Genomic DNA, 23,147 nt, shown 5'->3' with positions numbered 1-23,147 from the left:
CGCAATAGCAGAGTCCGTCGACAGCCTGGCGGCGCGAAAAGAGGAGACAAGCAGATGGCAGATCGAGTCCATGTGGTGCCGGCGCACTTACGCGAAGCCGCCGTCCATCATCAGCAGACCTCCGACTACTTGCGCACGATGCCGTCGTCGCATGCCGCAATCCAGGAGAGCTTGGACTCCCTCGGTCCCATCTTCAGTGAACTGCGTGCCGCGGGGCGTGAACTGCTCGAACGCAGGGGGCAGTGCTACCAGCAGCAGGCCGACGATCACGCTGAGATCGCGCGAAACCTGCAGACCTCGGCCATCATGTGGGAGCAACACGAACGAGATGCAGCGGGCAAACTTGGCGGTGCACTCCACCGCCACGTCGACGGACAGGAAGAACCGCGAGATTCATGACAGAGTCCAACCCCGCATTCGACACCGTGCACCCCAGCGGGCACATCCTGGTGCGGTCATGCCGCGGTGGGTATCTGCATAGCCTCGCGCTGGGTGAGGGGGCGATGGAGACCGATGCCGGCACGTTGGCTGAGGGCATCGTGCTGACCGCTGACGTTTCATGCCTGAAGGCGCTGCTGGAAGTCCGTGGCGAGATCATCGCCGCCGGGCACACTCCGTCCGCCGCGGTTCCGACCGCCGCCGACCTAGATGCCGCAATAGAAAAGCTGTTGGCGCATCGGTTGCGCCGTCGCGCCAACTGAGGGATTAAAGCAGCCAGGCTTTGGCGGAGTCGGGGTCCGGCTCGATATCAGTGGGCGGCTCGATGGGGTTGGCGCCGAACAACTCTCGTGCTCGGCCGAGCAACGTGCGCACCTCGTCGAGTTGCTGCTGCAACGCAGAATCAGCCATGCCACCACGCTACTGCGCCCCCCTCGGCCACACAATTCACCATCGGCAGGCGGTGCGCCGGATACCTGAATCGATGCCGGTACGCTTAGCCGGTGGGGATATTCGGTCGGAGAACGGCGCGCCGGCGCCTGCGGAAAGCGACGGAAGAATCCCTCACCGTCCCCACTTTCAGTGCACCGGTCGACTGCACACCCTGGGTGATCGGTGACCTATGGCCCACCGAGTTGTTGCCGACCAATAGTGAAACCACAACGCTCGCAGAGTATCTCAGGGCCGATCTGCAACGGATTGCGCATGCCGCGAACGAGGAGCTGCAGTCCGTCGCGCGGTCGGGAATCGCGTATTCGGCACGGCGCGCAGCCGAAGCCAGGATTATCGAAGAGGCGCGCGCGTTGGCGATGCGCCGAGTCGATTCGACGATGCGTCAGTTGCGCCAGCTGAGGCAACACGCTCCCGTGCAGCGCCCACCTTTGCGCGCAGCCGGTCGGCCCCCCCTGGCCGCAGGTCGCGCGGACATGGACAAGACGCAGATCATGCGTGCCGTCCGCGACGACATGGACAGGACGCAAGTCATACCCGCCGTCCGGGATGTACCGCCGCCAACCGAGCCCGGCGACGCCGCAGCGGACGTCGAGACCACCGAAGCTGCCGAGGACGACCCGCGACTGCCGCGACTGCTGGCCTTTGTGGCACGCCAAGAACCACGCCTGAGCTGGGCCATTGGCGAGCGCCCGGACGGCACGACCGTGCTGGTCACCGATCTCGCGCACGGGTGGGTTCCGCCAGGGATCGCTATCCCCGATGGTGTGCAACTGCTGGAACCTGCAGTGCGCAGCGCGCGGATGTCTGAGCTGCTGGGACCTGTCGTACGTTCCGTTTCCTACGGTCCCGCTGATACGCCGAATTGGCCGACCGACTTTGCCGGCATCACACCGTCGGAACAGGCGCGCGAACTGCCTGCGGTTATGGACTTGGGCTGGGAGCTGGGAGTCGCGACGCACTGGCGCGAGGGTGTCCCCCGCCTGGTGCACACGTTGGCCAAGGCCGCCACTGCCGGTGCCGAGATCGTCGAACAGGAAGTCGATTTATTGCGTGTGCATCTCGACACCGCGCGCTACCAGATTTTGGCCCAATATCCAGATTCCGAACCGGCCCAGGTGCTCAATTGCATGCTGCTGGCAGCCACCGATGGAAGTGTCAGCGGGGACCCAATATCCGCTAACTACCACTACGCCTGGTTCCAAGTACTAAATGCGAAAGCGGTTGACGCGCGGGTCAATTCAGAGCCGGAGAGCACTCCCTGAGCATGAATTGACGCTGGTGGGGGGCGTCGACATACTGTCATGGTGTCGGGCCCGGGTCGAGGCGAATTCGGCGACCTCAGCGCTGAGGGGGACCGCGCTCTCGTCGAAGCGGTTCTGCGTGAACTGAGCGAGGCAGCAGACAAGTGGGAAGCGGTGCTCGCCCAGTCTGAAGCCGTTACATACAGCGTGGACCTGGGAGATGTTTACGCGGTGGGAGATTCGGACGGCCGGTTGCTCAACCTGACGTTGCATCCCGATGTAATGGCCGGTTACGCCCACAGTGACCTGACCGACAGATTGAACCTCGCGATCGCGGCGCTGCGTGATGAGGCCGAAGCCGATAACCAGGCACGGTACGGCGGACATCTGCAGTGAAACGCCGGTAACGACGACCGGCCGCGCGAAGGAGAAAGACTGTGCCACTTAATCTGTCCAACCGGGACCAGAATTCGGGGCACCTGTTCTACAACCGGCGTCTGCGCGCCGCGATCACCCGCTTCTCCGTACGAATGAAGCACGACGACCGTAAACAGCAAGCGGCAGTAGCTCTCTCGATTGTGCTCGTCCTGATCGGCGTCGGCTGGATGGCGTTGCTGAATATCATGAAGCCGGCCGGCCTGATCGCGCAGTCGGCGTTGATCGGAAACCGCGATACCGGCGCGGTTTACGCCAAGATCAACGGGCGCCTATACCCGGCGCTCAACCTCACTTCGGCGCGCCTTGCGGTCGGCAATGCAGCTGCACCCACCTGGGTGACCGCTACCGAGATAGCCAAGTATCCAACCGGCCCGATGATCGGCGTCCCCGGTCTGCCGGACAGCCTGCCGGTGGCGCCCAGCACTGTCTCGGCGTGGGCGGTGTGCGACACCGCGCCAGCCGGAACCGGCAGCAGAGGCAGCACAACGACGCCGACGGTGACGGCGATAGCCGGTTCACTCGGATCACGAAGCCGCGCAACGGCGATGGGTGCCACCCAGGCCATCCTGGCAACGCACAAGACCTCGACCTATGTGATCTGGGGAGGGCAACGGTCCCGGATTGACCCGACCGACCGTTCGGTGACCTTCAATCTCGGTCTCGATCCCGGTCTGACGTACCCGATCGAAATCTCCAACGCTCTGTTCGACGCGTTGCCGTCCACCGAACCCCTTGTCATGCCGCAGATCCCGGAACCCGGGACGCTGTCGCGGTGGTTACCCGGCATGAAGGTGGGCAGCGTGCTGGAATCCCGGGACGCCAGTGGGGCGGTCACCGGCTTCTACGTGCTGTTACCGGGTGGGGTGCAGAAGATCACCAGCTTCGTCGCGGATCTGTTGCGCACCGGCGATTCGCAGGGTGCCGCCAGCCCGACCCTGGTGGCTCCGGACAAGCTGATCCACATTCCGGCAGTCGACGTGCTGGACGTGGACTACTACCCCTCCACGAAGCTGGAATTCGTTGACACCGCGGTGAATCCGGTCAGCTGCGTCGGATGGGAGAAGCAGTCCAGCGACCCACAAGCCCGGATCACCATCTACACCGGGCGGGGTCTGCCGGTCCCAATCGGTATGGATACCCGATTAGTGCATCTGGTCCGGGACGATCGCAACCCCGACTCGGCCGAGGCCCATCAGACATTGATAGTGCCGGGTGCGGCCAACTTCGTCGCCACCACGAGTGGCGTGGCGACGGCCGGTAGCCGGGAAAGTCTGTATTGGCTTTCGCCACAGGGAGTTCGGTACGGCATCCAATCGGATCAGCGGACTCTGCAGGCGCTGGGTCTTGATCCGCGCCAGGCCGTTCAGGCCCCCTGGCCGATGGTGCGGACCTTCGCGTCCGGCCCGGCGATCAGCCGCGACGCGGCACTGGTCGCCCGTGACGCCGTCCCGGCGAGCGGTGTGGTGGCGCCGATTCCTGACTCCAGTGGTCCCGGAGGCTAGCGGTGTCGAAACGAGGTTTTGTCCGCGGAAGGCGTTTGCCGACAACGCATGTGGCTCCGATCCGGGTGGCGGTGGCGGCACCGCTGGCGCTACCCGAACGGGAGCCGCGCAACATCGTGCTGATGATCGCGATGCCGGCGCTGTTGATCGGGATCGTCGGCACTCTGGTGGTGATGTACGCGTCCGGGGTTCGATCATTGCAGTCGGGCTTCTTTCCGATGATCGGCCTGGTCGGCTTCGGCGCGCTGATGTTCGGCGGACGGTTCGGGCGAGGTCGCCGGATCAGTTGGGGAGAGCAGGAAAAGCAGCGCCGCAGCTATTTGCGACAACTCGACGACGATCGCGAGGAAGTCCAGCGCGCCGCGCAGGAGCAGCGGCGAAGCCAGCTTTATCGGCATGCCGACCCACTGCGGCTCGAGGCCGTAATCGGCAGCCCGCGCATGTGGGAACGGCGTCCCGGAGACCCAGACTTCCTCGATGTTCGGCTGGGCATCGGGATTCAGCAGGCCGGCGAATCGGCGGTCTCGCTGCAGTGGCCGGATGTTCCGATCGGCGAGGAACTCGAACCGGTAACCGGTGGCGCACTAAGGGATTTCATCCTCGAACAGAGCAAGATCCGGGGGATCGGCAAGGTGCTGAGTCTGCGGTCCACACCTGGGTTCAGCTTCATCGCGGACGAGCCGACCGAACTGCACAGCCTGACGCGTGCGGTGCTGTGCTCACTCGCGGTCTACCACAGTCCGCACGATCTGAAGCTCATGGTGGTCACCCGCCATCCTGAGGACTGGCAATGGCTGGTGTGGCTGCCGCACAACCAGCATGACGAGATGTTCGACGCATGCGGACTGCGACGACTGGTGTTCGCGTCTCCCACGGATCTAGAGGAGGCGCTCGACGCCGAACTGCATCGCAAAGGCCGCGGGCCGTGGACACCACCAGCAGCGGCCAGTCCGACGTCGATGCCGTCGCCGATGGAGTCCGCTCCGGCGCTGGGTCCGCATTGGGTGATCGTGGACGACAACGTCGGGACGCCCGAGCAATGGGAAGGCGTCACCGGCCAGAAGGGTATGGCCGGCATCACGGTGGTGCGACTGGCGACCCGGGTTGGTGTCGGGGTCGGGTTCGCCGATTCGGATCAGCGGTTCACGCTGCGCGAGGGCAGGCTCAGTCACCGCGGCACGTTCTACGCGGTGGCGGACACGCTCGCCGACAGCACCGCCAGCCGGTATTCGCGTGCCCTCGCGCGGTGGTCACCGATGAGCGCCGACGAACTGTCCGAAACCGACAGTCAGGGCGGCGAATTGCTGCGGGCGTTGGGCATCGACGATCCACGAGACCTCGACGTCGACACGCTATGGGCCGAGAGCCGCGGCCGGGGCGACACCAAGTGGGCGATGGTGCCCGTCGGCGTCCGGCAAGGGGGCGAACTTCAGTACGTAATTCTGCGCGCCAAAGATTTTGGTGGCTACGGGTTCCACTCCGTCGTCGTCGGCACGTCGGGTTCGGGCAAGTCAGAGTATTTCCTTTCGTTGTGCAGTGGTATCGCGCTGACGCATTCCCCGGAATCGTTCATCGTGATCTTCGTCGACATGAAGTTCGAGTCGGCAGCCCAGGATCTGCAGGGGTTCCCACACGTGGCCGGGTCACTGTCCAATCTGGGCAAGGACGATCGCCACCTCGCAGAGCGGATGCGTAAGGCCATCAACGGCGAAATTGCCCGCCGTTACCGGCTTTTCAAGGACGCGGGAGCGCGCGACGCGAACGAGTACGAGGAGATGCGGCTCGCGGGACGGGATCTGGAACCTGTCCCGATCCTGCTGGTCATCATTGATGAATACCTCGAGTTGTTCATCCACCATCCGGAGTGGATCGATCTGGTCATTCACATCGGTCAAGAAGGCCGGGGCTGCAACGTATTCTTCACCCTCGGCGGCCAGCGGTTGGATCTCTCGTCGCTGAGCAAAGCCAAGAGCAACATCGCCTTCCGGGTGGCGCTGCGCGCCGAGACGGCCGAGGATTCTCGCGACGTGATCGGCAGCGATGCCGCGCTGCATCTTCCCTCCCAGGAAAACGGCTACGCACTGCTCAAAGTCGGACCGCGTGACCTGGAACAGTTCCGGTGTTTCTATGTGTCGGCGCCTTTCGTGGTGCCCAAGCGTGCGGCCAACGTCGACAAGACGGTCGCCATGAGCTTCTCGCAGCCGCGCGCCTACACCTCGACGTATCAGCCGCTCAGTGATTCCGACAGTGCAGCCCTCGCCGTCGCCGACGAACCCGAATCGCCCGACGAGTTTCTGTTCCATTCCGACGGCTTCCGGAAGAAGAAGCTCGTCGACGTCATTCGTGAAGCGCTGCTGTCGCACCCGTCCCGGCCGCCGCACCAAATCTGGCTGCCGCCTTTGGAAGTCAGTGAGCCCGTGGACGCGCTGGTGGCCCGATGGCGCGGCCGGCCGTGGAACGTCGCGTACGGGCAGAATCACGGTCTGGTGTTCCCACTCGGAATCGTCGACATTCCCGAGGATCACGACCAGCGCGTGCATGCGATCAATGCCGAGACCGACAACATCATGGTGGTGGCGACCGCCCAGCGCGGCAAGTCCACCACGTTGATGACATTGATGACCTCCGCAGCCTTGATGTATCGACCCGAGCGCGTGACGTTCTTCTGTATCGGTGCGTCGCTGTACCCGGTGCAAGACCTCCCACATGTCGCATCGGTGGTCAGTCCCACTGACAGAGAGGGAGTTTCGCGAACGATCGCGTCGATCGAGGGACTCATGGTGGCGCGTGAGGCATCGTTCAAGCGGTATCAGATCGACATCTCCGAATTCCGCGAGCGGCGGTTCGGGGTCGACCGTGGTACCGAAAACACCGATCCAGAAGACAAATTCGGTGATGTCTTCCTGGTGATCGACAACTTCAGCGATCTGTATGACAAAGATGCCGCGGTGGGGGAGCGGGCCATCGCGATCGCCCGGCAGGGGTTGTCCTACGGAGTGCACATCATGACCACCGCGACAGCGTGGCTGGTCGGCCAAAAGCAGCAACTGGTCAATGTTTCGAACGCTCGCATCCAGCTGCGGTTGAGCAATCCCGATGAGACCCAGATGGGTCAAGGTTTCGAGCGGAAGAAAGCTGCCCGAAATACTTTGGACCGGCCAGGCTTTGGGCTGACCCGAGACGGGTTCGAGTTGCTGATCGGGTTTCCAGAGGTGGTTGGGGCCGATGGACAGCGAGTGGCAACGCGCGAGATCGGTGCGCTAATCGAGGGCGTGACCGGTGCCGGCAGGGTGGAGAGCCTGGCCAGGCTGCCCGGCCGGATCTCGCTGGCCGAGGTGGCGGCCGCGTTCGCAGGCACCGCCGGGGATGCCGACCCGTTGAACATCGCGTTCGGGATCGGCGAAAGCGCTCTGCAACCGGTCGCGCTGCCCACCCGGGTGGCACCGCACATGCTGGTGGTCGGACGTCAGTTGTGTGGTAAGACAACGGCTTTAGCGGCGTTCGGGCAGACCGTCGTCGATCGGTGCAGCCCCGAGCAGGCCCAGATCACCATCATCGATCCCAAGACCTCCCTCATCGGAAAGATCCAAGGTGCCCACGTGCGGGCATACGCCTACACACCCGATGACGTCGACGCGGTGATCGCCGAATTGGCTCAGCTGCTGCGGGAGCGGCTGCCACCGTCCGGGTTGAGTCAAGAGGAACTGTTGAACCGAAGCAGCTGGGACGGTCCGCACCACTTCGTGTTGATTGACGACGAGCAAGAACTGCGACCGAATGGAGTCATCGGCAAAGCGGCGGCTACTGCGCCCCTGTGGGGGTTGATCGAACGTGGCCGGGAAATCGGCCTGCATGTGGTCGCGACAAGGTTGCCCGGAAACTGGGCGGGCGTCTCCGTCACCAATCCCTTCCTGCAGAAGCTGACGGGTTCGCGCGCGCCGACACTGTTCATGGACAACGACCCGGCGGCCGTCAAGGTGTTCGGCAGGACCGGCGCCCAGCAGTTGCCGCCCGGGCGTGGGTTGCTCGTTACCACCGACGGCGTGATCGAAGGAGTCCTGGTAGGAGACCCACAGAGGTGAATCGACAGCTACTGGGAGTCGACCTAAACTCAGCGCAAATTTTTGTCGGGCGCTGCCTGGCGATTCAAATTGGGAGGCAGAAATGACTGGAGCGTTCGGGATGGTGCCGGGTGCGGTCGACTTGTCGGCGGCGGCCGAGGCCGGAATCAGTGAGCAGATGGCTGCGACGACGGCCGCCGGGGCGGCCGCACTCACCGGGGTGATCCCGATGGCGACGGATGCCGACTCAATCGAGTTCGCGGCCGCGCTGAATGCCGCTGGCGCCGCGTATCTTTCGGCCGCCGCTGAGCATGTCGGGCAGCGCGCTGCATACTCGGGTGCGCAAAGCCTGGCGTCCGGCGCGACCGTTGCCGCCGAGGCCGCCAATGCGGCAGCGGCTGCGCTGTAGGACCAGCACATGCCCGATCCTCGCTGGACAGGTCCACCGGAAGTCGTAGCAGCGATCTTCGAAGCGGGTTCGCCTGCGTCGGTGCTCGCCAATAACGTCGTGTGGGTCACCGAGACCGCGAATGACGAACTGGCGGAGGGTCTTTCCACCGCCAACACGCTGGCTACGGCCGCCCAGTGGGAAGGCGTGGGCGCGGTCGCGTCGACGGTGACCGCGACGGGACTTAACGCCGGACTGCAGACTCTGGTGGGCTGGACCGCCGCGAAGATCGGTGTCACGCAGGCGGCCGTCGAGGCCTTCGCGCTCGCGCGGTCCACGGTCATTCCCTCGTTGGTCTCGCAGACCAACCGGGACGAGTGGACCGTGCTCAACGCCACGAACTTTCTGGGGCTGAACACGCCGGCAATCGTGGAGCGCGATACCTCGTATTTTGGTGAGCACTGGCCGCATAACTCAGGCGTGGGTTGGACGTATTCAGGAACCCTGAGCGCCCTGATCGCGGCGCTGGCTGTGCCTCCGCCGATAGCGCCGATGGGAGCCTCACCGGCCGCGCCGGCGGCAGCGGCACAAGCGGTGGCTCAGGCGGTGGCTCAGACCGGTATGCAGAATGCGGTGCAGGCGTCGACCCAGGTCGCGCAGACCGCGGGTCAAGCTGCCCCTGCCGATGCGGGCACCCAAATCAGCTCATTGATGCAACAGCCGATGCAGATGCTGTCCGGTGCGACCGAACCGCTCAAGGAGATGCTGCAGGCGCCAATGCAGGCAATGCAGGGCATAACCGGTCTTCCACAAACCATGATGCAGGGCTTCGGGGGAATGTTCCCGGCCGAGGCGTCGAATGTCGCGGCGGTCTCCGCTGAACCCGTCGTCGCCGCCGGAGGCATCGGCGGCATCGGCGGGGGAGGGGCTGCCGGGGGAGGCCTGGGCGGGGCCGGCGGCTTCCCGGGCGCGGGTTTGACCAGCTACACCCGACCCACCAGCAGCTTCGAGCCGGAACCCGGGGGGCGGGCAACCAGCCTGCGTGCCGGCGTGCTGAACGCGGCCGAAGTCCGCGGGCCCACGGCGTCGACGGGAATGGGCGGCTCGCCGGTTCCGATGTCGCCGGCAGGGATGCTGGCGCGCGGAAATGACACTCAGAAGGGCGACGTGGTGCGCGCCCGGGTGGTCATCGACGGCAAGCGGTAGCCTGCGGGTCGCCGAGCCTGACCAGGCTGCGAATCGTCTCGGCGACTTTCGCAGTGCGGTTGGGCTCGCGAGCGTGCGCTCATCGCCCGGGGCCGGGCGGCCCGGCGAAAGCCTGGGCGATCCCCAGCCATCGCTGCGCGTCTTCCCCCACCGCTTTGATGTCCAGCGCGCTGAGCGCCCGCCGTTGGGTGACCAGCGAGCAGAAGTCCTCTGCCGACCCGGCGACAGTCTGCGCCGCGTCCGAGGGCCCCCAGGACCAGGTGTCGCCGCCGGGTGCGCGTAGCTCGACCAGGAACGCCTCAGCAGGCGGCGTCAAGTTGTTCACGAAGTACGCGTAGTCACGGGTGCGCACCCCGATGTGCGCGATCGACCGCAATCGCTCGGTGGCCGGCCGGGTCACTCCGAGGGCATCGGCGACGTCGAGGCCGTGTGCCCAGGTCTCCATTAACCGTGCGGTGGCCATCGACGTAGCGCTCATCGGCGGCCCGAACCACGGCAGCTTCCGCCCGTCGTCAACCCCGAGCAGAGCCTCGTGCAGGCGACCGCGGGTGGCTCGCCAGTCGGCCAGTAAGTCCGCGGGTGGCAGCGCGGCAAGTTCTTCCGCACCGGCATCGACGAAACCCCCGGGATTGGTGGCCGCGCCGGCCAGCACGTCGGCGAAAGCGCTTTCATCGGTCACCGACAACAGCGACACCCGGTCCGTCCACAGCAGGTGGCCGATCTGGTGTGCGATGGTCCACCCCGGAGAGGGCGTCGGGGTGGCCCACCTTTCTGATGCGAGCGGCGCCACCAGTGCGTCGAGGTCGTCGCTCTCGGCACGGAGGTCGGCGACGAATGGACCCGGACCTGCCATGACTAGCTCCTCACTTGACTGGGTGCGGTCTGGCTTCGCCGGCCGACGAGGCTATGGACCAGCAGACCGATCAAATAGATCAGCGAACCGCACAGTACGAAGACGGGCGCGTGGCCGTCGTCGGGAATGAAGATCGCGGCCACCGTGATCGCGACAATGAACGAGACCCAGAACAGCGCGTCCTGCACCGCGAACACATGGCCGCGCAGCGCGTCGTCGACATCGATCTGCATCGCCGAGTCGGCGCACAGTTTGACTACCTGGCCGGCCACCCCTAGCAGGAACCCACAGACCACGAGCACTACAAGTTGCAACCCGGCGCCGGCCAACTGGATCGCGGCTGCTGCCACCAACGCCGCGTTGGCGGTGGCGTACCGACCCCAGCGCCGGACCAGGACCGGCGTCAGCAGGTTGGAACAGAACGCCCCGAGACCCGCGGCCCCGAAGAACAGCAGAGCGGTGCCGAACCCGTCGGCGTCGGCATCCTTCATGTGGTGCACCAGCAGCAAGAGCAGCAGCGAGTTGATCCCCATGACCATTCGATGCGCGGCCAGCCCGGACAGCGCGGCGGCCACGGTCGGGCGTTGGATCACCGTGCGCACGCCGTGCAACCAGCCGGTGCCCACCGCGTAGAAGGCCGAACCATGGATCGCACGCTTGCTGTCGTCTGGGCCGAGCACCCCGGGTCCGAACCGCAGCGACAGCAGCAGCGCAAGCGTCACCGGAATCATCGCGGTGAAAATCACTGCCGCGGCGCCCTGATCGCCGCCACCGGCCAGCCAGCGCGGCAGCAACATGAAGTTGGCGCCGATGAATGCCGCGATGGCGCCCGACGCGGTGGCCACCGAGTTCATCGTGACCACCTTTTCGCGTGGCACCACGTGCGGCAGGCTCGCCGACAGCCCCGAGGCCACGAACCGCGCCATGCCGTTGGACAGCAACGCTGCACACAGCAACAACACGTCGCCCGCGCCGACCGCCAGAATCGTGCCGATGGCGGCGATGAAGCCGAGTCGCACGATGTTCGCGCCGACCAGCACCAATCGCCGATCCCACCGGTCCATCAAGGCACCGGCGAACGGCCCCAGGATGGAGTACGGCAGAAATAGCACCGCAAAGGCGCGTGCGATCGCCATCGGATCGGCGGCCCGGTCCGGGTTGAACAGCAGCGCCCCAGCTAACCCCGCCTGGAAGAGTCCGTCGCCGAACTGGCTTGCCATGCGAACCTGCATGAGCCGCCAGAAATCGGGCATGGCCCGCACCGAGCGCCATAGATCGACGGGTGCACTTGCCTGCATCCGGGTGCGAATCACTGAACCCACTTCCACAATCGGCACAGGCAAGGCTGTAGCGGCCGTGCGCCGTCTCAATCACAGTACAAATCTTTGTCGACCGAGGGCGTTTGCCCCGGTGACCCGGTGGTTGGTGCGATGATGTTTTGGTGGCGTCGCAGGAAGATCCCGAGGACCATGTCGCACCCGCCGCACAACGGGTCCGAGCGGGTACTTTACTGCTGGCAAATACCGATCTGCTGGAGCCGACGTTTCGGCGCAGTGTGATCTACATCGTCGAACACAACGAGGGCGGCACCTTGGGTGTCGTGCTCAACCGCCCTAGCGAGACCGCGGTGTACAACGTACTGCCGCAATGGGCCAAGCTCGCCGCGAAGCCGAAGACGATGTTCATCGGTGGCCCGGTCAAGCGGGACGCGGCCCTGTGCCTGGCGGCGCTGCGCATCGGCGCCGCACCGGACGGTGTGCCCGGCCTGCGCCACGTGGCCGGCCGGATGGTGATGGTCGACCTGGATGCCGAACCGGATCTAATCGCACCCGTCGTCGAAGGGGTACGGATCTTCGCGGGATATTCCGGGTGGACCATCGGTCAACTCGAAGGTGAAATCGAGCGAGACGACTGGATCGTATTGTCGGGGCTGCCATCTGATGTACTGACGCCGCCGCGGGCCGATCTTTGGGGCCAGGTGTTACGCCGTCAGCCGCTGCCGCTTTCGCTGCTGGCAACGCACCCGATCGACGTCAGCCGCAACTAGGCCCGGAGCGGGTCGCGAGGATCAGGCCGCATGACAGGACAGCGTGCACGCGGCGCAACTGCCCGCGCAGCTGGCGGCTTCGACCTCGACGGCTTCCCGGCGCAAGGCGAATCGCGCGCTCTGCATTGAGCCGGTGGCAAGCGTGCCCAGCGCGCCGACGATGCACACGATCACGACCACCAACGCGGTGCCCGGGGACGCGGCGAGAGCCACCACTCCACCGGCGGTCAGCATCACCGCCGCCGCGAACTGCGTTGGTGCCATGGCACGCAGCGCCAGCTGGGTGGGGTTACCGGTGGGGGTGTGGGCCAGCGTCCAGATCCCGAACGCAGCTGAGGCTACTGCCGCGCACACACACACCACGCCCGCGATAAGCATGCGCCAACAATACGAGCCCGGTGACCCGTCCGCGCGCCGGGCTCTACCGCGGGCCTAGTGCGGCGAGACAGGTGTCAAGGTGACCAGCGGCGGCAGTGCAGCTGCCGGGTTGGGTGCTGCATTGACGGCGGCCGGCGGCGCGATAACGCCCCGGGGCACCGGGCGCAGGGCCTGGACGGGCGCCGGGGGCGGGAGCGCCGGTGCCGCGGGCGGAACGGGTGCCAGGGCGGCGGACGCGGCGGGTACCTGTGCCGCGGGTGCTCCGGCCCGCGCCGGGGTCGGTGCGGGGGCGGTGACCGGAGCGGGCGCCGGGGCCGGAGCCGGAGCGGGCGCCCCGGCTGTGCCCAACCGGAAGCCGCTGATGATGGCGTCCGTGGCGGGTGCGTCACTGACCGCCTGCGACGCGGCGGTGGTCACCGACATTGACACCAGGTACTTGTCAGGTCCTGCGTTGGCGAGGACGTTGCGCCGCGACGTATTGAGCGTCATGTCGTTCTCGCGGTAGGTGCCCTCGATGATGGACGACGGGAAGGTTCCGAAGTTGGCCAGCGACGCATTGGTCGTCTGCCATGCCAGCAACCGCTGGCTGTCGACGAAACCGTGTGAGATCGCCTCCGCGGCGTCGAAGTCACCCTCCAGCTTGTAGACAACCACCTGAGCGTTCGACGTGTACACGCTGTTGCCGCCCACCCGGTCGGCGATCACCACGAAGGCATCGGGCACGTTGGGGTCGGGCACCTGAGTCCAGCGGGTCGGCACCGGCAGCGTGATGTCGAACGCCTTGAACTGCTGCGGTCGTTGCGCCTCGAGCTTGACGCCCTTGCCCTGCAGGAATTCGCGCATCGTTCCCGACGTGACGGGCGCCGCTATCGGCATCGGCGCCGCCGCTGCGGGTGCCGGCGCTGCGGGCGCCGACGCTGCGGCGGGAAGGGTCGCGGGGACGGCGGCTGGAATCGGCGCCGCGACCTGGGCGGGCAGTTGCGCCGGCAATGGGGCCTGGATGGCCGGGGCCTGCGCCGGGGCAAGGCGGTTGCTGTTCACGCCTCCCGGAAACACCGAGGAATTCTGGCCGGGCTGCGTCGCCGGCTGCATGGGGACCGGGCCGGGGATGGCCGGCTGGGGTACCAGGGGCTCTGCCGATGCCGTGCCACCTGCCACCATCACGACGCCGAAGGCGCCGGCTGCCATGCCACCCGCAATCACTCGCCAGGTGCGTGCGAACTGAATCATCTCGGTCGGTCCCTCCGCAATAGCGCTGGCGTCGTTGCCCGCCATCGAGGCTGAATGTAACCACTGCTCAGAGGCGCGACCATGCTCGAAACAGAGCTGGGATAAACCTCTGATCGTGGTGCAACGGAACCGAGACCAACCTGTGGCCGACGGCCGGGCAGGTTGGTCCCCGAGCGATCGCAAGCGCGGCGTGGCCGGGCGCAGCGGGTCGCGACAATCGGGACCCGAGCGATCGCAAGCGCGGCGTGGCCGGGCGCAGCGGGTCGCGACAATCGGGACCCGAGCGATCGCAAGCGCGGCGTGGCCGGGCGCAGCGGGTCGCGACAATCGGGACCCCGAGCGGTCGCAAGCGCGGCGGAGCCCGGGCGCAGCGGGTCGCGACCATTAGGGCAAGCAAGCGCCTCGATACCCTGTTGGGCGTGACCGAATCGTCTATCGCCGCACCTGGCAGCGCGCCGGGTGACCCGACCGGCGTCAAAGACGCAGACAACGACGCGCCGCGGTACCGCTACACCGCAGAGCTCGCGACCAACCTGGAAAAGGATTGGCAGGAGACCTGGGCCCGGCTGGGGACCTTCAACGTGCCCAACCCCGTGGGCTCGCTCGCCCCCGCGGACGGCTCGGCCCTGCCGAAGGACAAGCTGTTCGTGCAGGACATGTTCCCGTATCCGTCGGGGGAGGGGCTGCACGTCGGCCACCCGCTGGGCTACATCGCCACCGACGTCTATGCCCGGTACTTCCGGATGACCGGTCGCAACGTCCTGCACGCATTGGGCTTCGACTCCTTCGGGCTGCCCGCCGAGCAGTACGCGGCGCAGACCGGCACCCACCCGCGCACGAGGACCGAGGCCAACGTCGTTAATTTCCGGCGCCAGTTGGGTCGCCTGGGTCTCGGTCACGACAGCCGACGCAGCTTCTCGACCACCGACGTCGAGTTCTACAAGTGGACGCAGTGGATTTTCTTGCAGATCTACAACGCCTGGTTCGACCCCGCCGCCAACAAGGCCCGTCCGATCTCCGAACTCATCGACGAACTCGGCTCCGGTGCCAGGCCGCTCGAAGACGGCCGACAGTGGGCCGACTTGTCGGCGGGGGAGCGGGCCGACGTGATCGACGGCCACCGGCTGGTCTACCGCGCCGACTCGATGGTGAATTGGTGCCCCGGCCTGGGCACCGTGCTCGCCAACGAGGAGGTCACCGCCGACGGCCGCAGTGACCGCGGCAACTTCCCGGTATTCCGGAAGCGGTTGCGGCAGTGGATGATGCGCATCACCGCCTACTCCGACCGGCTGCTCGACGATCTCGTAGCGCTGGACTGGCCGGACAAGGTCAAGAGCATGCAGCGCAACTGGATCGGGCGCTCGACCGGCGCCACCGCGCTGTTCTCCGCCAGCAAGTCGGACGCCTTGAAAACCGACATCGAGGTATTCACCACCCGGCCCGACACCCTGTTCGGCGCAACATACCTGGTGTTGGCTCCCGAGCATGACCTTGTCGACGAGCTAGTCGCTGCCGCGTGGCCGGACAACGTCGAGCAGAAGTGGACCTACGGCGGCGCCACACCCGTCGAGGCAGTGGCCGCTTACCGCCGCGCGATAGCCGCCAAGTCAGACCTGGAGCGCCAGGAGAGCAGAGAGAAGACCGGCGTCTTCCTGGGCAGTTACGCCACCAACCCGGCCAACGGTGCGGAGGTACCGATCTTCATCGCCGACTACGTGCTGGCCGGTTATGGGACCGGAGCGATCATGGCGGTCCCGGGCCACGACCAACGCGACTGGGACTTCGCCCGGCAGTTCGGCCTGCCGATCGTGGAAGTCATTGCCGGCGGCGATATTTCGGAGTCCGCTTACTCCGGCGACGGAGTTCTGGTGAACTCCGGCTATCTCGACGGCAAGACCGTGGCCGACGCAAAGCAGGCCATCACCGCTCACTTGGAGTCAGCCGGCCGGGGCCAGGCCAGGATCCAATTCAAGCTCAGGGATTGGCTTTTCGCGCGGCAGCGCTATTGGGGCGAGCCGTTCCCGATCGTGTACGACAGCGACGGACGCGCCCATGCACTCGACGAGGCCGCGTTACCTGTTGAGCTGCCCGATGTTCCGGACTACGCACCGGTGTCGTTCGACCCCGACGACGCCGACAGTGAACCATCACCGCCGCTGGGCAAGGCCACCGAGTGGGTGAACGTCGAGCTAGATCTCGGCGATGGCCTGCAGCCCTACACCCGCGACACCAACGTGATGCCGCAGTGGGCCGGCAGTTCCTGGTACGAGCTGCGCTACACAGATCCGCACAACTCGGAACGGTTCTGCGCCAGGGAGAATGAGGCCTACTGGATGGGCCCGCGGCCGGCCGAGCACGGCGCCGACGATCCCGGGGGTGTCGACATGTACGTCGGCGGCGCCGAGCACGCGGTGCTGCATCTGTTGTACTGCCGGTTCTGGCACAAGGTCCTGTACGACTTGGGTCATGTCAGCTCTCGCGAGCCCTACCGCAGGCTGGTCAACCAGGGCTACATCCAGGCCTTCGCGTACACCGACAAGCGCGGCTCCTACGTGCCCGCCGCCGAAGTGGTCGAACGTGATGGCGGATTCTTCCTTCCCGGGCCGGACGGTGAGATCGAAGTCTTCCAAGAGTTCGGCAAAATCGGTAAGAGCCTGAAGAATTCGATATCACCCGATGAGATCTGCGACGAATACGGCGCGGACACCCTGCGGGTGTACGAGATGTCGATGGGCCCCATCGAGGCGTCCCGACCGTGGGCTACCAAGGATGTGGTTGGCGCGCAACGCTTTCTGCAGCGTGTATGGCGCCTGGTGATCGATGAGGGCACCGGAGAAACCCGGGTGACGGACGGTCAACAACTGACCGACGACACGCTGCGCGTACTGCATCGAACTATCGCCGGAGTCGCCGAAGACTATGCCGCCCTGCGCAATAACACCGCAGCCGCCAAGCTGATCGAGTACACCAACCATCTCACCAAGCAGCACCGTGATTCGGTGCCCCGGGAAGCGGTCGAGCCGTTGGTGCTGATGTTGGCGCCGCTGGCCCCGCATCTGGCCGAGGAGTTGTGGCAACGCCTGGGCCACAGCACATTATTGGCGCACGGCCCCTTCCCGGAGGTCGACCCCGCGTACCTTGTCGACGACACAGTCGAATACCCGGTGCAGGTGAACGGGAAGGTTCGTGGCCGGGTGGTGGTGGCCGCCGATGCGGATAAGGACGCGGTGCAAGCCGCGGCACTTGCCGATGAAAAAGTACAGGCGTTCCTGGCGGGCGCCGCACCGCGCAAGGTGATCGTGGTCCCCGGACGGATGGTCAACGTCGTCGTCTGATCCGACGGCGAAAACCCTTGTCGCCGAAGCTAACGCTGTCGGATCACCACTTCGTGAACATGACCGTCCGCAGGGGTGGCGACCACATTGGCCACCACCTCGGCGACGGTTTCGGGCCGCAAGAACTTCGCGGGGTCGTACTCACCGCCCTCGTACGCAACGAGATCGCGCTGCATTTCCGTGTCCACACGGCCCGGATGCACCGACGTCACCAGCAGCGTGGGCTCGTCCTGGCGCAATGAATCGGCAAAGGCCCGCAAAGCGAACTTGCTGGCTGAGTAGGACGCCATTCCCGGCGACACGTTGCGTCCCGACCCGGAGTTGATGAAGATCACCCGACCGTGAGCTTGCCGCAGCGCCGGTAACAGCGTCAAGGTAAGCGCCACTGGCCCAAAGACGTTGACGCCGAAGGTGGCGCGCCATTCATCGACGTGTGATTCGTCGACGTGGCCGGGGATGGACAGTCCCGCGTTGTGCACCAACACATCCAGTTCGTCAATGACCTCGCATGCCGCTTCGATCGACTCTTCGTCGTTGAGGTCCAGTGGAAAAGTGGTGGCGCCCAGGCTTTCCGCGACGGCGTCGAGGCGAGACGACGGCCGACCGGCCAACAGCAGGGTGTGCGTCGGTTCCAACGCCGCCGCGATCGCGGAGCCGATGCCGCCGCTGGCGCCGGTAATGAGAGCAGTGGGCATAACGTCAGTGGTTACCAGATTTGTTGGCGGCAAACACTTTCACGTGCAGTCGGACGCAGATCCCGGTACAGCGGCGGTGCTGGCGGCTTCGCCGTTGGCCAGTCGGTCCAGCGGCGCCAGGGCGTCCGTCAGCGTGTGGAGGTCGGCATCGGGGAGCTGGCTGAGCATGGCGGCCAGCGCGGCGTGCCGGTTGGCCAGCGACTCGTTATGTACCGCACGCCCTTGCGGCGTGATGTCGACCAGTACAGCACGCAGGTCGGATGGGTCGCGCGAGCGCTTGACCAGCCCGACCTTCTCCAATCGTCGGATCGCGACGGTGGTGGTGGGTGTCCGCACGCGTTCGTGGGCTGCCAGGTCCGTCATCCTGATCGGGCCGCGATCGAGCAGCGTGATCAAAATAGATAGTTGCGCTAGCGTCAATTCGCCGGCGACCGCGCCACCGGCAGGGTCGCCACGGCGCAAGATGGTGAAGAGCTTGGACAATGCGCGGTGCATACCCACCGCCAGCTCCGACAACTCCGGGGCTGTAGGTTCGCTGTCCGCCATAATCGGGGAGTCTAACCCGACACCGGCCAGCGTGAAGACCTTGTGATCGTCCGGGCGCGCCCGCGCTGGTCAGAGCACCTGGGATAGGAACCGTTGTAGTCGCTCAGTCTCGGCGGCTTCGAATATGCGCTCCGGGGGCCCGTATTCCACGACTTTGCCGTGATCCATGAACACGACAGCATCCGCGGCCGACCGCGCGAAGCCGATCTCGTGAGTGACCACCACCATCGTCATACCGTCGGCACCGAGGTCGGCGATCAGTCCCAGGATGCCTTTGACCAACTCGGGATCCAGCGCCGAGGTCGCCTCGTCGAAGAACATCACCTGCGGGGACATGGCCAGGGCGCGTGCGATCGCGACCCGCTGCTGTTGACCTCCGGACAGTGTCCCGGGCCGGGCAGCGGCCTTTCCTTTGAGTCCGACTCGGTCAAGCTGCAGCATCGCCAGTTCTCGAGCCGCGTCGGCGGGCAACCGGCGCAGCCTGCGGGGCGCCAGGGCGACGTTGTCCAGCACGCTGCGGTGCGGGAAGAGGTTGAAATGCTGGAACACCATGCCGATGTGCTGACGCAGTTCGTCGGGGTCGTCGCGCAGCACCGATCTGCCGTCCAGCAGGATGTCGCCGCTGTCGGGCTCGTGCAGGCGATTGAGCGTGCGCAACAACGTCGATTTGCCGGAACCGGATGGGCCGATGATCGCCGCTGTGCTGCCGGCCGGCACGTCGAGGCTGACCCCGCGCAGCACCGCGGTGCCGGCCAGAGTCTTGCGGATTTCGTTGGCTGCCAATGAGACTGGCACGGTGGCCGGAGCGACTCTCTGCTCGGTCATGTCATCTCCGAACCGATGGTCGACGTGACGACTTCGGGAGGATCGTCCGGCTCGATCTTGGCGCGACCGTGGCGCAGCCGGTGGTCGATGTAGTTCACCAGGTGTGTCAGCGGGATGGTCAGAAGCAGGTAGAAGATGCCCGCCGCAACCAGAGGTGACAGGTTTCCCGTCTGCGCGTTCAGGTCGCGGCCCACCTGAAACAGCTCACGCTGGTTGGCGATCAGGCCCAGGAAGTACACCAGCGCGGACGCCTTCAACAACGCGATGAACTGATTGACCAGCGCGGGCAGCACCCGTCGCACGCCTTGCGGAACCACCACCAGACGCATTGCCGTCGAGTAGCTGAAGCCGAGCGCGCGGCAGGCCTCGAGCTGGCCGGGGTCGACGCTCTGGATCCCGGAGCGCAGAATTTCGCCGACGTAGGCACCGGTCATCAGTCCCAGCGCGGCGATGCCCAGCGGATACGGATTGTTGTTGGTCATTCCGCCCACCAGCGGCCCGACCCCGAGGCCGATGATCAGGATGATCACCACCTCGGGCAGGCCGCGGAAGATGTCGGTGTACACCCGTGCCGGCCAGCGCAACCAGCGCCTACGGGAGATGCCCGCGATTGCCAGCACCATGCCGATCGCCAGTCCGATGACGCTGGCGCTGCCGGTCAGCATCAGCGTGTTGGGCAGCCCAGTGGTCAGCAGCGTCGGGATCGCCTGCCGGTACAGATCCCAGTCCAGGAACGATTCGCGCAGCTGCGTCAACGTTGATTTGGGTGTGGACGGCGCGACCGGCTTCGTGTGGTGCTCGGCGGCTATCGCGGCAAAATCGGGGAGTTTCGGGGTCGCGGCGGACTTGGAGCCCGGTTTCCAGCCCGACGGCAACGTGCGCGGCTTCCACTTGCTGTACAGCTCCGACCAGGTGCCGTCCGCGATCACGGCGTCCAAAGCCGAGTTCAGAGCGTCGACCAGCGGTTGGTTGTCCTTCGCCACGGCATACGCGACGAAGCCGTCGGTGCCGAAGGTATTCGCGACGACGACGGCGGGGTCGCCGGACCGGATCGCGCTCGCCGCCTGATTGGCGGGCGCGACCCAGGCGTCGATCTGGTGTGTTTTCAAACTGGCGTAGACCGTGGCGAAATCCGGATACTTCACCGGTTGCAGGTGCAGGGTATCGACGACGTAGGTGTCCTCGACGGTGCCCTGGACCACGCCGATTCGCATGCTCGCGGTCAGGTCGGAAAAGCTCGTGACCGTTGAGTCCGGGGGTACCACCAGCGAATAGAAGCCGAAGTCGTAGCCATTGGTGAAAGCGACGGTGTGCCGTCGTGCGTCGGTGGCTTTGATCGACGACGAACCGACGTCGAAGCGCCGCGACGACACCTGGGCGAGCAGTCCCGAGAAGTCCGTCCCGACGAAACGCACGTGCAGGCCCAGCTTGGCGGCCATAGCGCGCAGCAACTCGTTGTCGAAGCCGGTGAAACGACCGGTGGCATTGATGCAGGTGCTCGGCGGAGCGTCCGAGAGAGTGCCTGCCAGTAGCACCCCCGGAGTCCCGAGACCGAGAGCGGCGGTGTTCACCGCGCTCAACGGCACGACGGTCGGGGTGGTGCCGGTGTCGTCGGCGTCGGTCTGATCGGCACCGCGCGGCGAGGTGAGATCTGCGGGGAGGACAGTGGCGGTCTCGACCCCGGGCGGCGCACATTGATTGCGGTCAGCGGCCGCCGGCGCGGCACCCACCAGGCCGGCCACCATCAGAACCGTCGCGAGCACGGCGAACAATGGTGCGCGGCGATTGGCGGACATGCCGACGCGAGAGTTCATCACCGCCACCGTATCGACCGGTCGGCAGCGAGTAGCTCAGAGCCCGTTCACAGCACGATCGACGGCCGGGCCTTCGCCACCGGTTCTGTGCTGTCGATGGGGTCGTCTTGCGGAGTGAAAACTCCTCGCCGACACAATTCGGCGACCATCGTCTTGGCCATCACTTCGGAGCGGGCGATGCATGCGGCCCGAGCGCCCGCCGGGTCGCGCCGGTGCATCGCGGCGTGCTCGTCCTCATAGAACGGCAGCATCTCTTCCCGGCTGTTCTGGTAGGTCATGAAGAACACGCGGGGGATGAGGTTTTGCGAGGCGCGAATTGTGGCGTGTAGCCGAGGGCCCGCGTACTCCTCGTTGACCATGCGCCGGTACTCCCAGGCGATCTCGGCGACATTGCGCGGCTCCTTGGCGGAGCGCAGCGACCGCATCAGCGCGTCGAGTTCGCCCAGAATCCGGGGCGTGGGATTGGCCGCGGCCCGCCCGGCGGCAATGCCATTGAGCAGGCCGTCCAGTTCGTGGTGTTCGAGCACGGTGGATTCGTCGAACCGCTCGACGAACGCGCCGCGGTGATACTGCGTCGAAATGATGCCGTCATGCTCCAGCTGGACCAGCGCCTCCTGGATCGGGACCCGACTGATCCCGAGGCTCTGCGCAATCTCGTTGCGATCGACACGATCACCGCTGCGCAGTTTCCCCGTTAGCACCAGGTTGAGAATGTGCGTGACAACCTGGTCCTTCTCTTTGATCCCGTACTTCTTAGGCATCAGTTTATTGACGTCTCTTTCAGCCATCCCGAGTTGGCTCTAAGCGGCAAGTTTCTCATGCCTGACGGGCGCGTGAATACGTTTCTCGATGGATCGGAAACGGATATGAATCTAGTGGGCGTCCCGCCAACGACAGAGCGCTTCTGCGTCGGTGAGGTCGTAGTCGGGGCCGTCGCAGCCGACGGTCAGCAGCGTGACTCCGAGGCCGGTGAGAGCTTCGGCGTTGGCGATCAACTCGGCCCCGTTGCCGGCTGATGCCGACCGTTCAATCGTGGCGGGGTCGCGCCCGACTGCCTCGCAGTGGTTGCTGAGAATCGCGGACTTCGCCGGGAATTCGTCGGCCGAACTGAAGCTGTGCCAAATGTTGGCGTGCTCGGCGACCAGGCGCAGCGTCTTACGTTCGCCACCGCCGCCGATCAGTACCGGGATGTCGCGGGTCGGTGCCGGGTTCAGCTTGGCCAGCCGCGACTTGATCCGGGGCAGCGCGCCGGCCAGGTCGTCGAGCCGTCCCCCGGCGGTGCCGAATTCGTACCCGTACTCGTCGTAGTCCTTCTGCTTCCAGCCCGAGCCGATGCCCAGGATGAGCCGGCCGTCGGAGATGTGGTCCACGGTGCGGGTCATGTCGGCCAGGAGTTCGGGGTTGCGGTAGGAATTGCAGGTCACCAGGGCGCCGATCTGGATGCGGGACGTTTGTTCGGCCCAGGCCGCGAGCATGGTCCAGCATTCGAAATGTGCGCCGTCAGGATCACCGTAAAGCGGGAAGAAGTGGTCCCAGTTGAACGCGACGTCGACACCGATGTCTTCGCACCGGCGGACCGCGTCGCGAATTTGACCGTAGACGGGGGCCTGCTGTGGTTGCAGTTGCACGCCGATGCGGATGGGGAAATCGGGGAGCACTGGGTCAGGGAGTCCGGGAGAAGTCATACCACCACGGTA

21 protein-coding genes are annotated in these 23,147 nt (G+C 65.7%); 10 read left to right on the top strand and 11 right to left on the bottom strand.

The features are described 5' to 3' along the window. The first annotated feature begins 54 nt into the window (after positions 1-54). The gene (locus ACZY1I_RS23910) at positions 55-399 is read left to right on the top strand and encodes an ESX-1 secretion-associated protein (RefSeq protein ID WP_463758153.1); all 345 of its coding nucleotides are present in this window, start codon (positions 55-57) and stop codon (positions 397-399) included. Continuing rightward, complete coding sequence (locus tag ACZY1I_RS23905) at positions 396-701, top strand: DUF2694 family protein (protein ID WP_463758150.1); 306 nt, start codon at positions 396-398, stop codon at positions 699-701. Before ACZY1I_RS23910 ends, ACZY1I_RS23905 begins: the two co-directional genes overlap by 4 nt. Before the next feature lie 4 nt (positions 702-705). Here the strand turns inward: ACZY1I_RS23905 and ACZY1I_RS23900 are convergent, their stop codons facing one another. Continuing rightward, positions 706-849, bottom strand: a complete 144-nt coding sequence (locus ACZY1I_RS23900) for a hypothetical protein (RefSeq protein ID WP_463758147.1) — start codon at positions 847-849, stop codon at positions 706-708. 92 nt (positions 850-941) lie between these two features. Between ACZY1I_RS23900 and ACZY1I_RS23895 the strand changes: the two genes are divergently transcribed. From ACZY1I_RS23895 to ACZY1I_RS23870, 6 genes are all read left to right on the top strand, one after another. Beyond that, positions 942-2,153, top strand: coding sequence for a DUF5631 domain-containing protein (locus ACZY1I_RS23895; protein ID WP_463758143.1), 1,212 nt, complete (start codon positions 942-944; stop codon positions 2,151-2,153). 39 nt (positions 2,154-2,192) lie between these two features. Next, complete coding sequence (locus ACZY1I_RS23890; protein ID WP_463758141.1) at positions 2,193-2,528, top strand: DUF2710 family protein; 336 nt, start codon at positions 2,193-2,195, stop codon at positions 2,526-2,528. Between the two features lie 41 nt (positions 2,529-2,569). Next, a complete protein-coding gene (gene eccB, locus ACZY1I_RS23885; RefSeq protein ID WP_463758137.1) occupies positions 2,570-4,072 on the top strand; it encodes a type VII secretion protein EccB in 1,503 nt (500 codons plus the stop codon). 2 nt (positions 4,073-4,074) lie between these two features. Then, positions 4,075-8,154, top strand: a complete 4,080-nt coding sequence (gene eccCa / locus ACZY1I_RS23880; RefSeq protein WP_463758133.1) for a type VII secretion protein EccCa — start codon at positions 4,075-4,077, stop codon at positions 8,152-8,154. Positions 8,155-8,236: 82 nt separating this feature from the next. Then, positions 8,237-8,542: a PE domain-containing protein gene (locus tag ACZY1I_RS23875; RefSeq protein WP_463758131.1), complete on the top strand. Its 306-nt coding sequence runs from the start codon at positions 8,237-8,239 to the stop codon at positions 8,540-8,542. A 9-nt stretch (positions 8,543-8,551) separates the two neighbouring features. Continuing rightward, the gene (locus ACZY1I_RS23870; protein WP_463758129.1) at positions 8,552-9,727 is read left to right on the top strand and encodes a PPE domain-containing protein; all 1,176 of its coding nucleotides are present in this window, start codon (positions 8,552-8,554) and stop codon (positions 9,725-9,727) included. 79 nt (positions 9,728-9,806) lie between these two features. Here ACZY1I_RS23870 and ACZY1I_RS23865 read toward each other — a convergent pair whose 3' ends face one another. After that, positions 9,807-10,580, bottom strand: a complete 774-nt coding sequence (locus ACZY1I_RS23865; protein WP_463758126.1) for a TIGR03084 family metal-binding protein — start codon at positions 10,578-10,580, stop codon at positions 9,807-9,809. Positions 10,581-10,582: 2 nt separating this feature from the next. Next, on the bottom strand, positions 10,583-11,917 hold the full coding sequence (locus tag ACZY1I_RS23860; RefSeq protein ID WP_463758123.1) for an MFS transporter: 1,335 nt from the start codon (positions 11,915-11,917) through the stop codon (positions 10,583-10,585). A 101-nt stretch (positions 11,918-12,018) separates the two neighbouring features. On the opposite strand from ACZY1I_RS23860, the gene ACZY1I_RS23855 reads away from it, so the two are divergent. Further along, positions 12,019-12,627 (top strand): YqgE/AlgH family protein, encoded by a 609-nt coding sequence (locus ACZY1I_RS23855; protein WP_463758120.1) that lies wholly within the window; start codon positions 12,019-12,021, stop codon positions 12,625-12,627. A 21-nt stretch (positions 12,628-12,648) separates the two neighbouring features. Here the strand turns inward: ACZY1I_RS23855 and ACZY1I_RS23850 are convergent, their stop codons facing one another. Then, positions 12,649-13,005, bottom strand: coding sequence for a hypothetical protein (locus tag ACZY1I_RS23850; protein ID WP_463758118.1), 357 nt, complete (start codon positions 13,003-13,005; stop codon positions 12,649-12,651). A gap of 54 nt (positions 13,006-13,059) precedes the next feature. Further along, positions 13,060-14,235: an LpqN/LpqT family lipoprotein gene (locus ACZY1I_RS23845; RefSeq protein WP_463758573.1), complete on the bottom strand. Its 1,176-nt coding sequence runs from the start codon at positions 14,233-14,235 to the stop codon at positions 13,060-13,062. 419 nt (positions 14,236-14,654) lie between these two features. Between ACZY1I_RS23845 and leuS the strand changes: the two genes are divergently transcribed. Continuing rightward, positions 14,655-17,570, top strand: coding sequence for a leucine--tRNA ligase (gene leuS / locus ACZY1I_RS23840; protein ID WP_463758116.1), 2,916 nt, complete (start codon positions 14,655-14,657; stop codon positions 17,568-17,570). Positions 17,571-17,599: 29 nt separating this feature from the next. Here the strand turns inward: leuS and ACZY1I_RS23835 are convergent, their stop codons facing one another. The 6 genes from ACZY1I_RS23835 to ACZY1I_RS23810 form a co-directional block, all read right to left on the bottom strand. Beyond that, positions 17,600-18,265 carry an SDR family oxidoreductase gene (locus ACZY1I_RS23835; RefSeq protein ID WP_463758114.1) on the bottom strand — a complete coding sequence of 222 codons (666 nt, stop codon included), beginning with the start codon at positions 18,263-18,265 and terminating at the stop codon, positions 17,600-17,602. A gap of 39 nt (positions 18,266-18,304) precedes the next feature. Continuing rightward, positions 18,305-18,811, bottom strand: coding sequence for a MarR family winged helix-turn-helix transcriptional regulator (locus ACZY1I_RS23830; protein WP_463758112.1), 507 nt, complete (start codon positions 18,809-18,811; stop codon positions 18,305-18,307). A 69-nt stretch (positions 18,812-18,880) separates the two neighbouring features. After that, on the bottom strand, positions 18,881-19,636 hold the full coding sequence (locus tag ACZY1I_RS23825) for an amino acid ABC transporter ATP-binding protein (protein WP_463758108.1): 756 nt from the start codon (positions 19,634-19,636) through the stop codon (positions 18,881-18,883). Continuing rightward, positions 19,633-21,450, bottom strand: a complete 1,818-nt coding sequence (locus ACZY1I_RS23820) for an ABC transporter substrate-binding protein/permease (protein WP_463758106.1) — start codon at positions 21,448-21,450, stop codon at positions 19,633-19,635. The genes ACZY1I_RS23825 and ACZY1I_RS23820 overlap by 4 nt, the downstream gene beginning before the upstream one ends. A 47-nt stretch (positions 21,451-21,497) precedes the next feature. Further along, a complete protein-coding gene (locus ACZY1I_RS23815) occupies positions 21,498-22,211 on the bottom strand; it encodes a GntR family transcriptional regulator (protein WP_463758104.1) in 714 nt (237 codons plus the stop codon). 111 nt (positions 22,212-22,322) lie between these two features. Continuing rightward, positions 22,323-23,135, bottom strand: a complete 813-nt coding sequence (locus tag ACZY1I_RS23810; RefSeq protein WP_463758102.1) for an LLM class F420-dependent oxidoreductase — start codon at positions 23,133-23,135, stop codon at positions 22,323-22,325. Positions 23,136-23,147 lie beyond the last annotated feature (12 nt).

The sequence above is a fragment of the Mycobacterium sp. IDUB_37 genome (genome assembly GCF_055419245.1).
The sequence above is the reverse complement of the archived record's forward strand: the minus strand, read 5'-3'. Positions and strand labels throughout refer to the sequence as shown.

Coding starts and splice junctions, on each gene's coding strand:
- ACZY1I_RS23815 (WP_463758104.1), bottom strand. CDS start 22,211: ATGCCTAAGAAGTACGGGATCAAAGAGAAGGACCAGGTTGTCACGCAC.
- ACZY1I_RS23870 (WP_463758129.1), top strand. CDS start 8,552: ATGCCCGATCCTCGCTGGACAGGTCCACCGGAAGTCGTAGCAGCGATC.
- ACZY1I_RS23825 (WP_463758108.1), bottom strand. CDS start 19,636: ATGACCGAGCAGAGAGTCGCTCCGGCCACCGTGCCAGTCTCATTGGCA.
- ACZY1I_RS23810 (WP_463758102.1), bottom strand. CDS start 23,135: ATGACTTCTCCCGGACTCCCTGACCCAGTGCTCCCCGATTTCCCCATC.
- ACZY1I_RS23905 (WP_463758150.1), top strand. CDS start 396: ATGACAGAGTCCAACCCCGCATTCGACACCGTGCACCCCAGCGGGCAC.
- ACZY1I_RS23865 (WP_463758126.1), bottom strand. CDS start 10,580: ATGGCAGGTCCGGGTCCATTCGTCGCCGACCTCCGTGCCGAGAGCGAC.
- ACZY1I_RS23875 (WP_463758131.1), top strand. CDS start 8,237: ATGACTGGAGCGTTCGGGATGGTGCCGGGTGCGGTCGACTTGTCGGCG.
- ACZY1I_RS23900 (WP_463758147.1), bottom strand. CDS start 849: ATGGCTGATTCTGCGTTGCAGCAGCAACTCGACGAGGTGCGCACGTTG.
- ACZY1I_RS23835 (WP_463758114.1), bottom strand. CDS start 18,265: ATGCCCACTGCTCTCATTACCGGCGCCAGCGGCGGCATCGGCTCCGCG.
- ACZY1I_RS23890 (WP_463758141.1), top strand. CDS start 2,193: ATGGTGTCGGGCCCGGGTCGAGGCGAATTCGGCGACCTCAGCGCTGAG.
- ACZY1I_RS23830 (WP_463758112.1), bottom strand. CDS start 18,811: ATGGCGGACAGCGAACCTACAGCCCCGGAGTTGTCGGAGCTGGCGGTG.
- ACZY1I_RS23910 (WP_463758153.1), top strand. CDS start 55: ATGGCAGATCGAGTCCATGTGGTGCCGGCGCACTTACGCGAAGCCGCC.
- ACZY1I_RS23850 (WP_463758118.1), bottom strand. CDS start 13,005: ATGCTTATCGCGGGCGTGGTGTGTGTGTGCGCGGCAGTAGCCTCAGCT.
- ACZY1I_RS23820 (WP_463758106.1), bottom strand. CDS start 21,450: ATGAACTCTCGCGTCGGCATGTCCGCCAATCGCCGCGCACCATTGTTC.
- ACZY1I_RS23845 (WP_463758573.1), bottom strand. CDS start 14,235: ATGATTCAGTTCGCACGCACCTGGCGAGTGATTGCGGGTGGCATGGCA.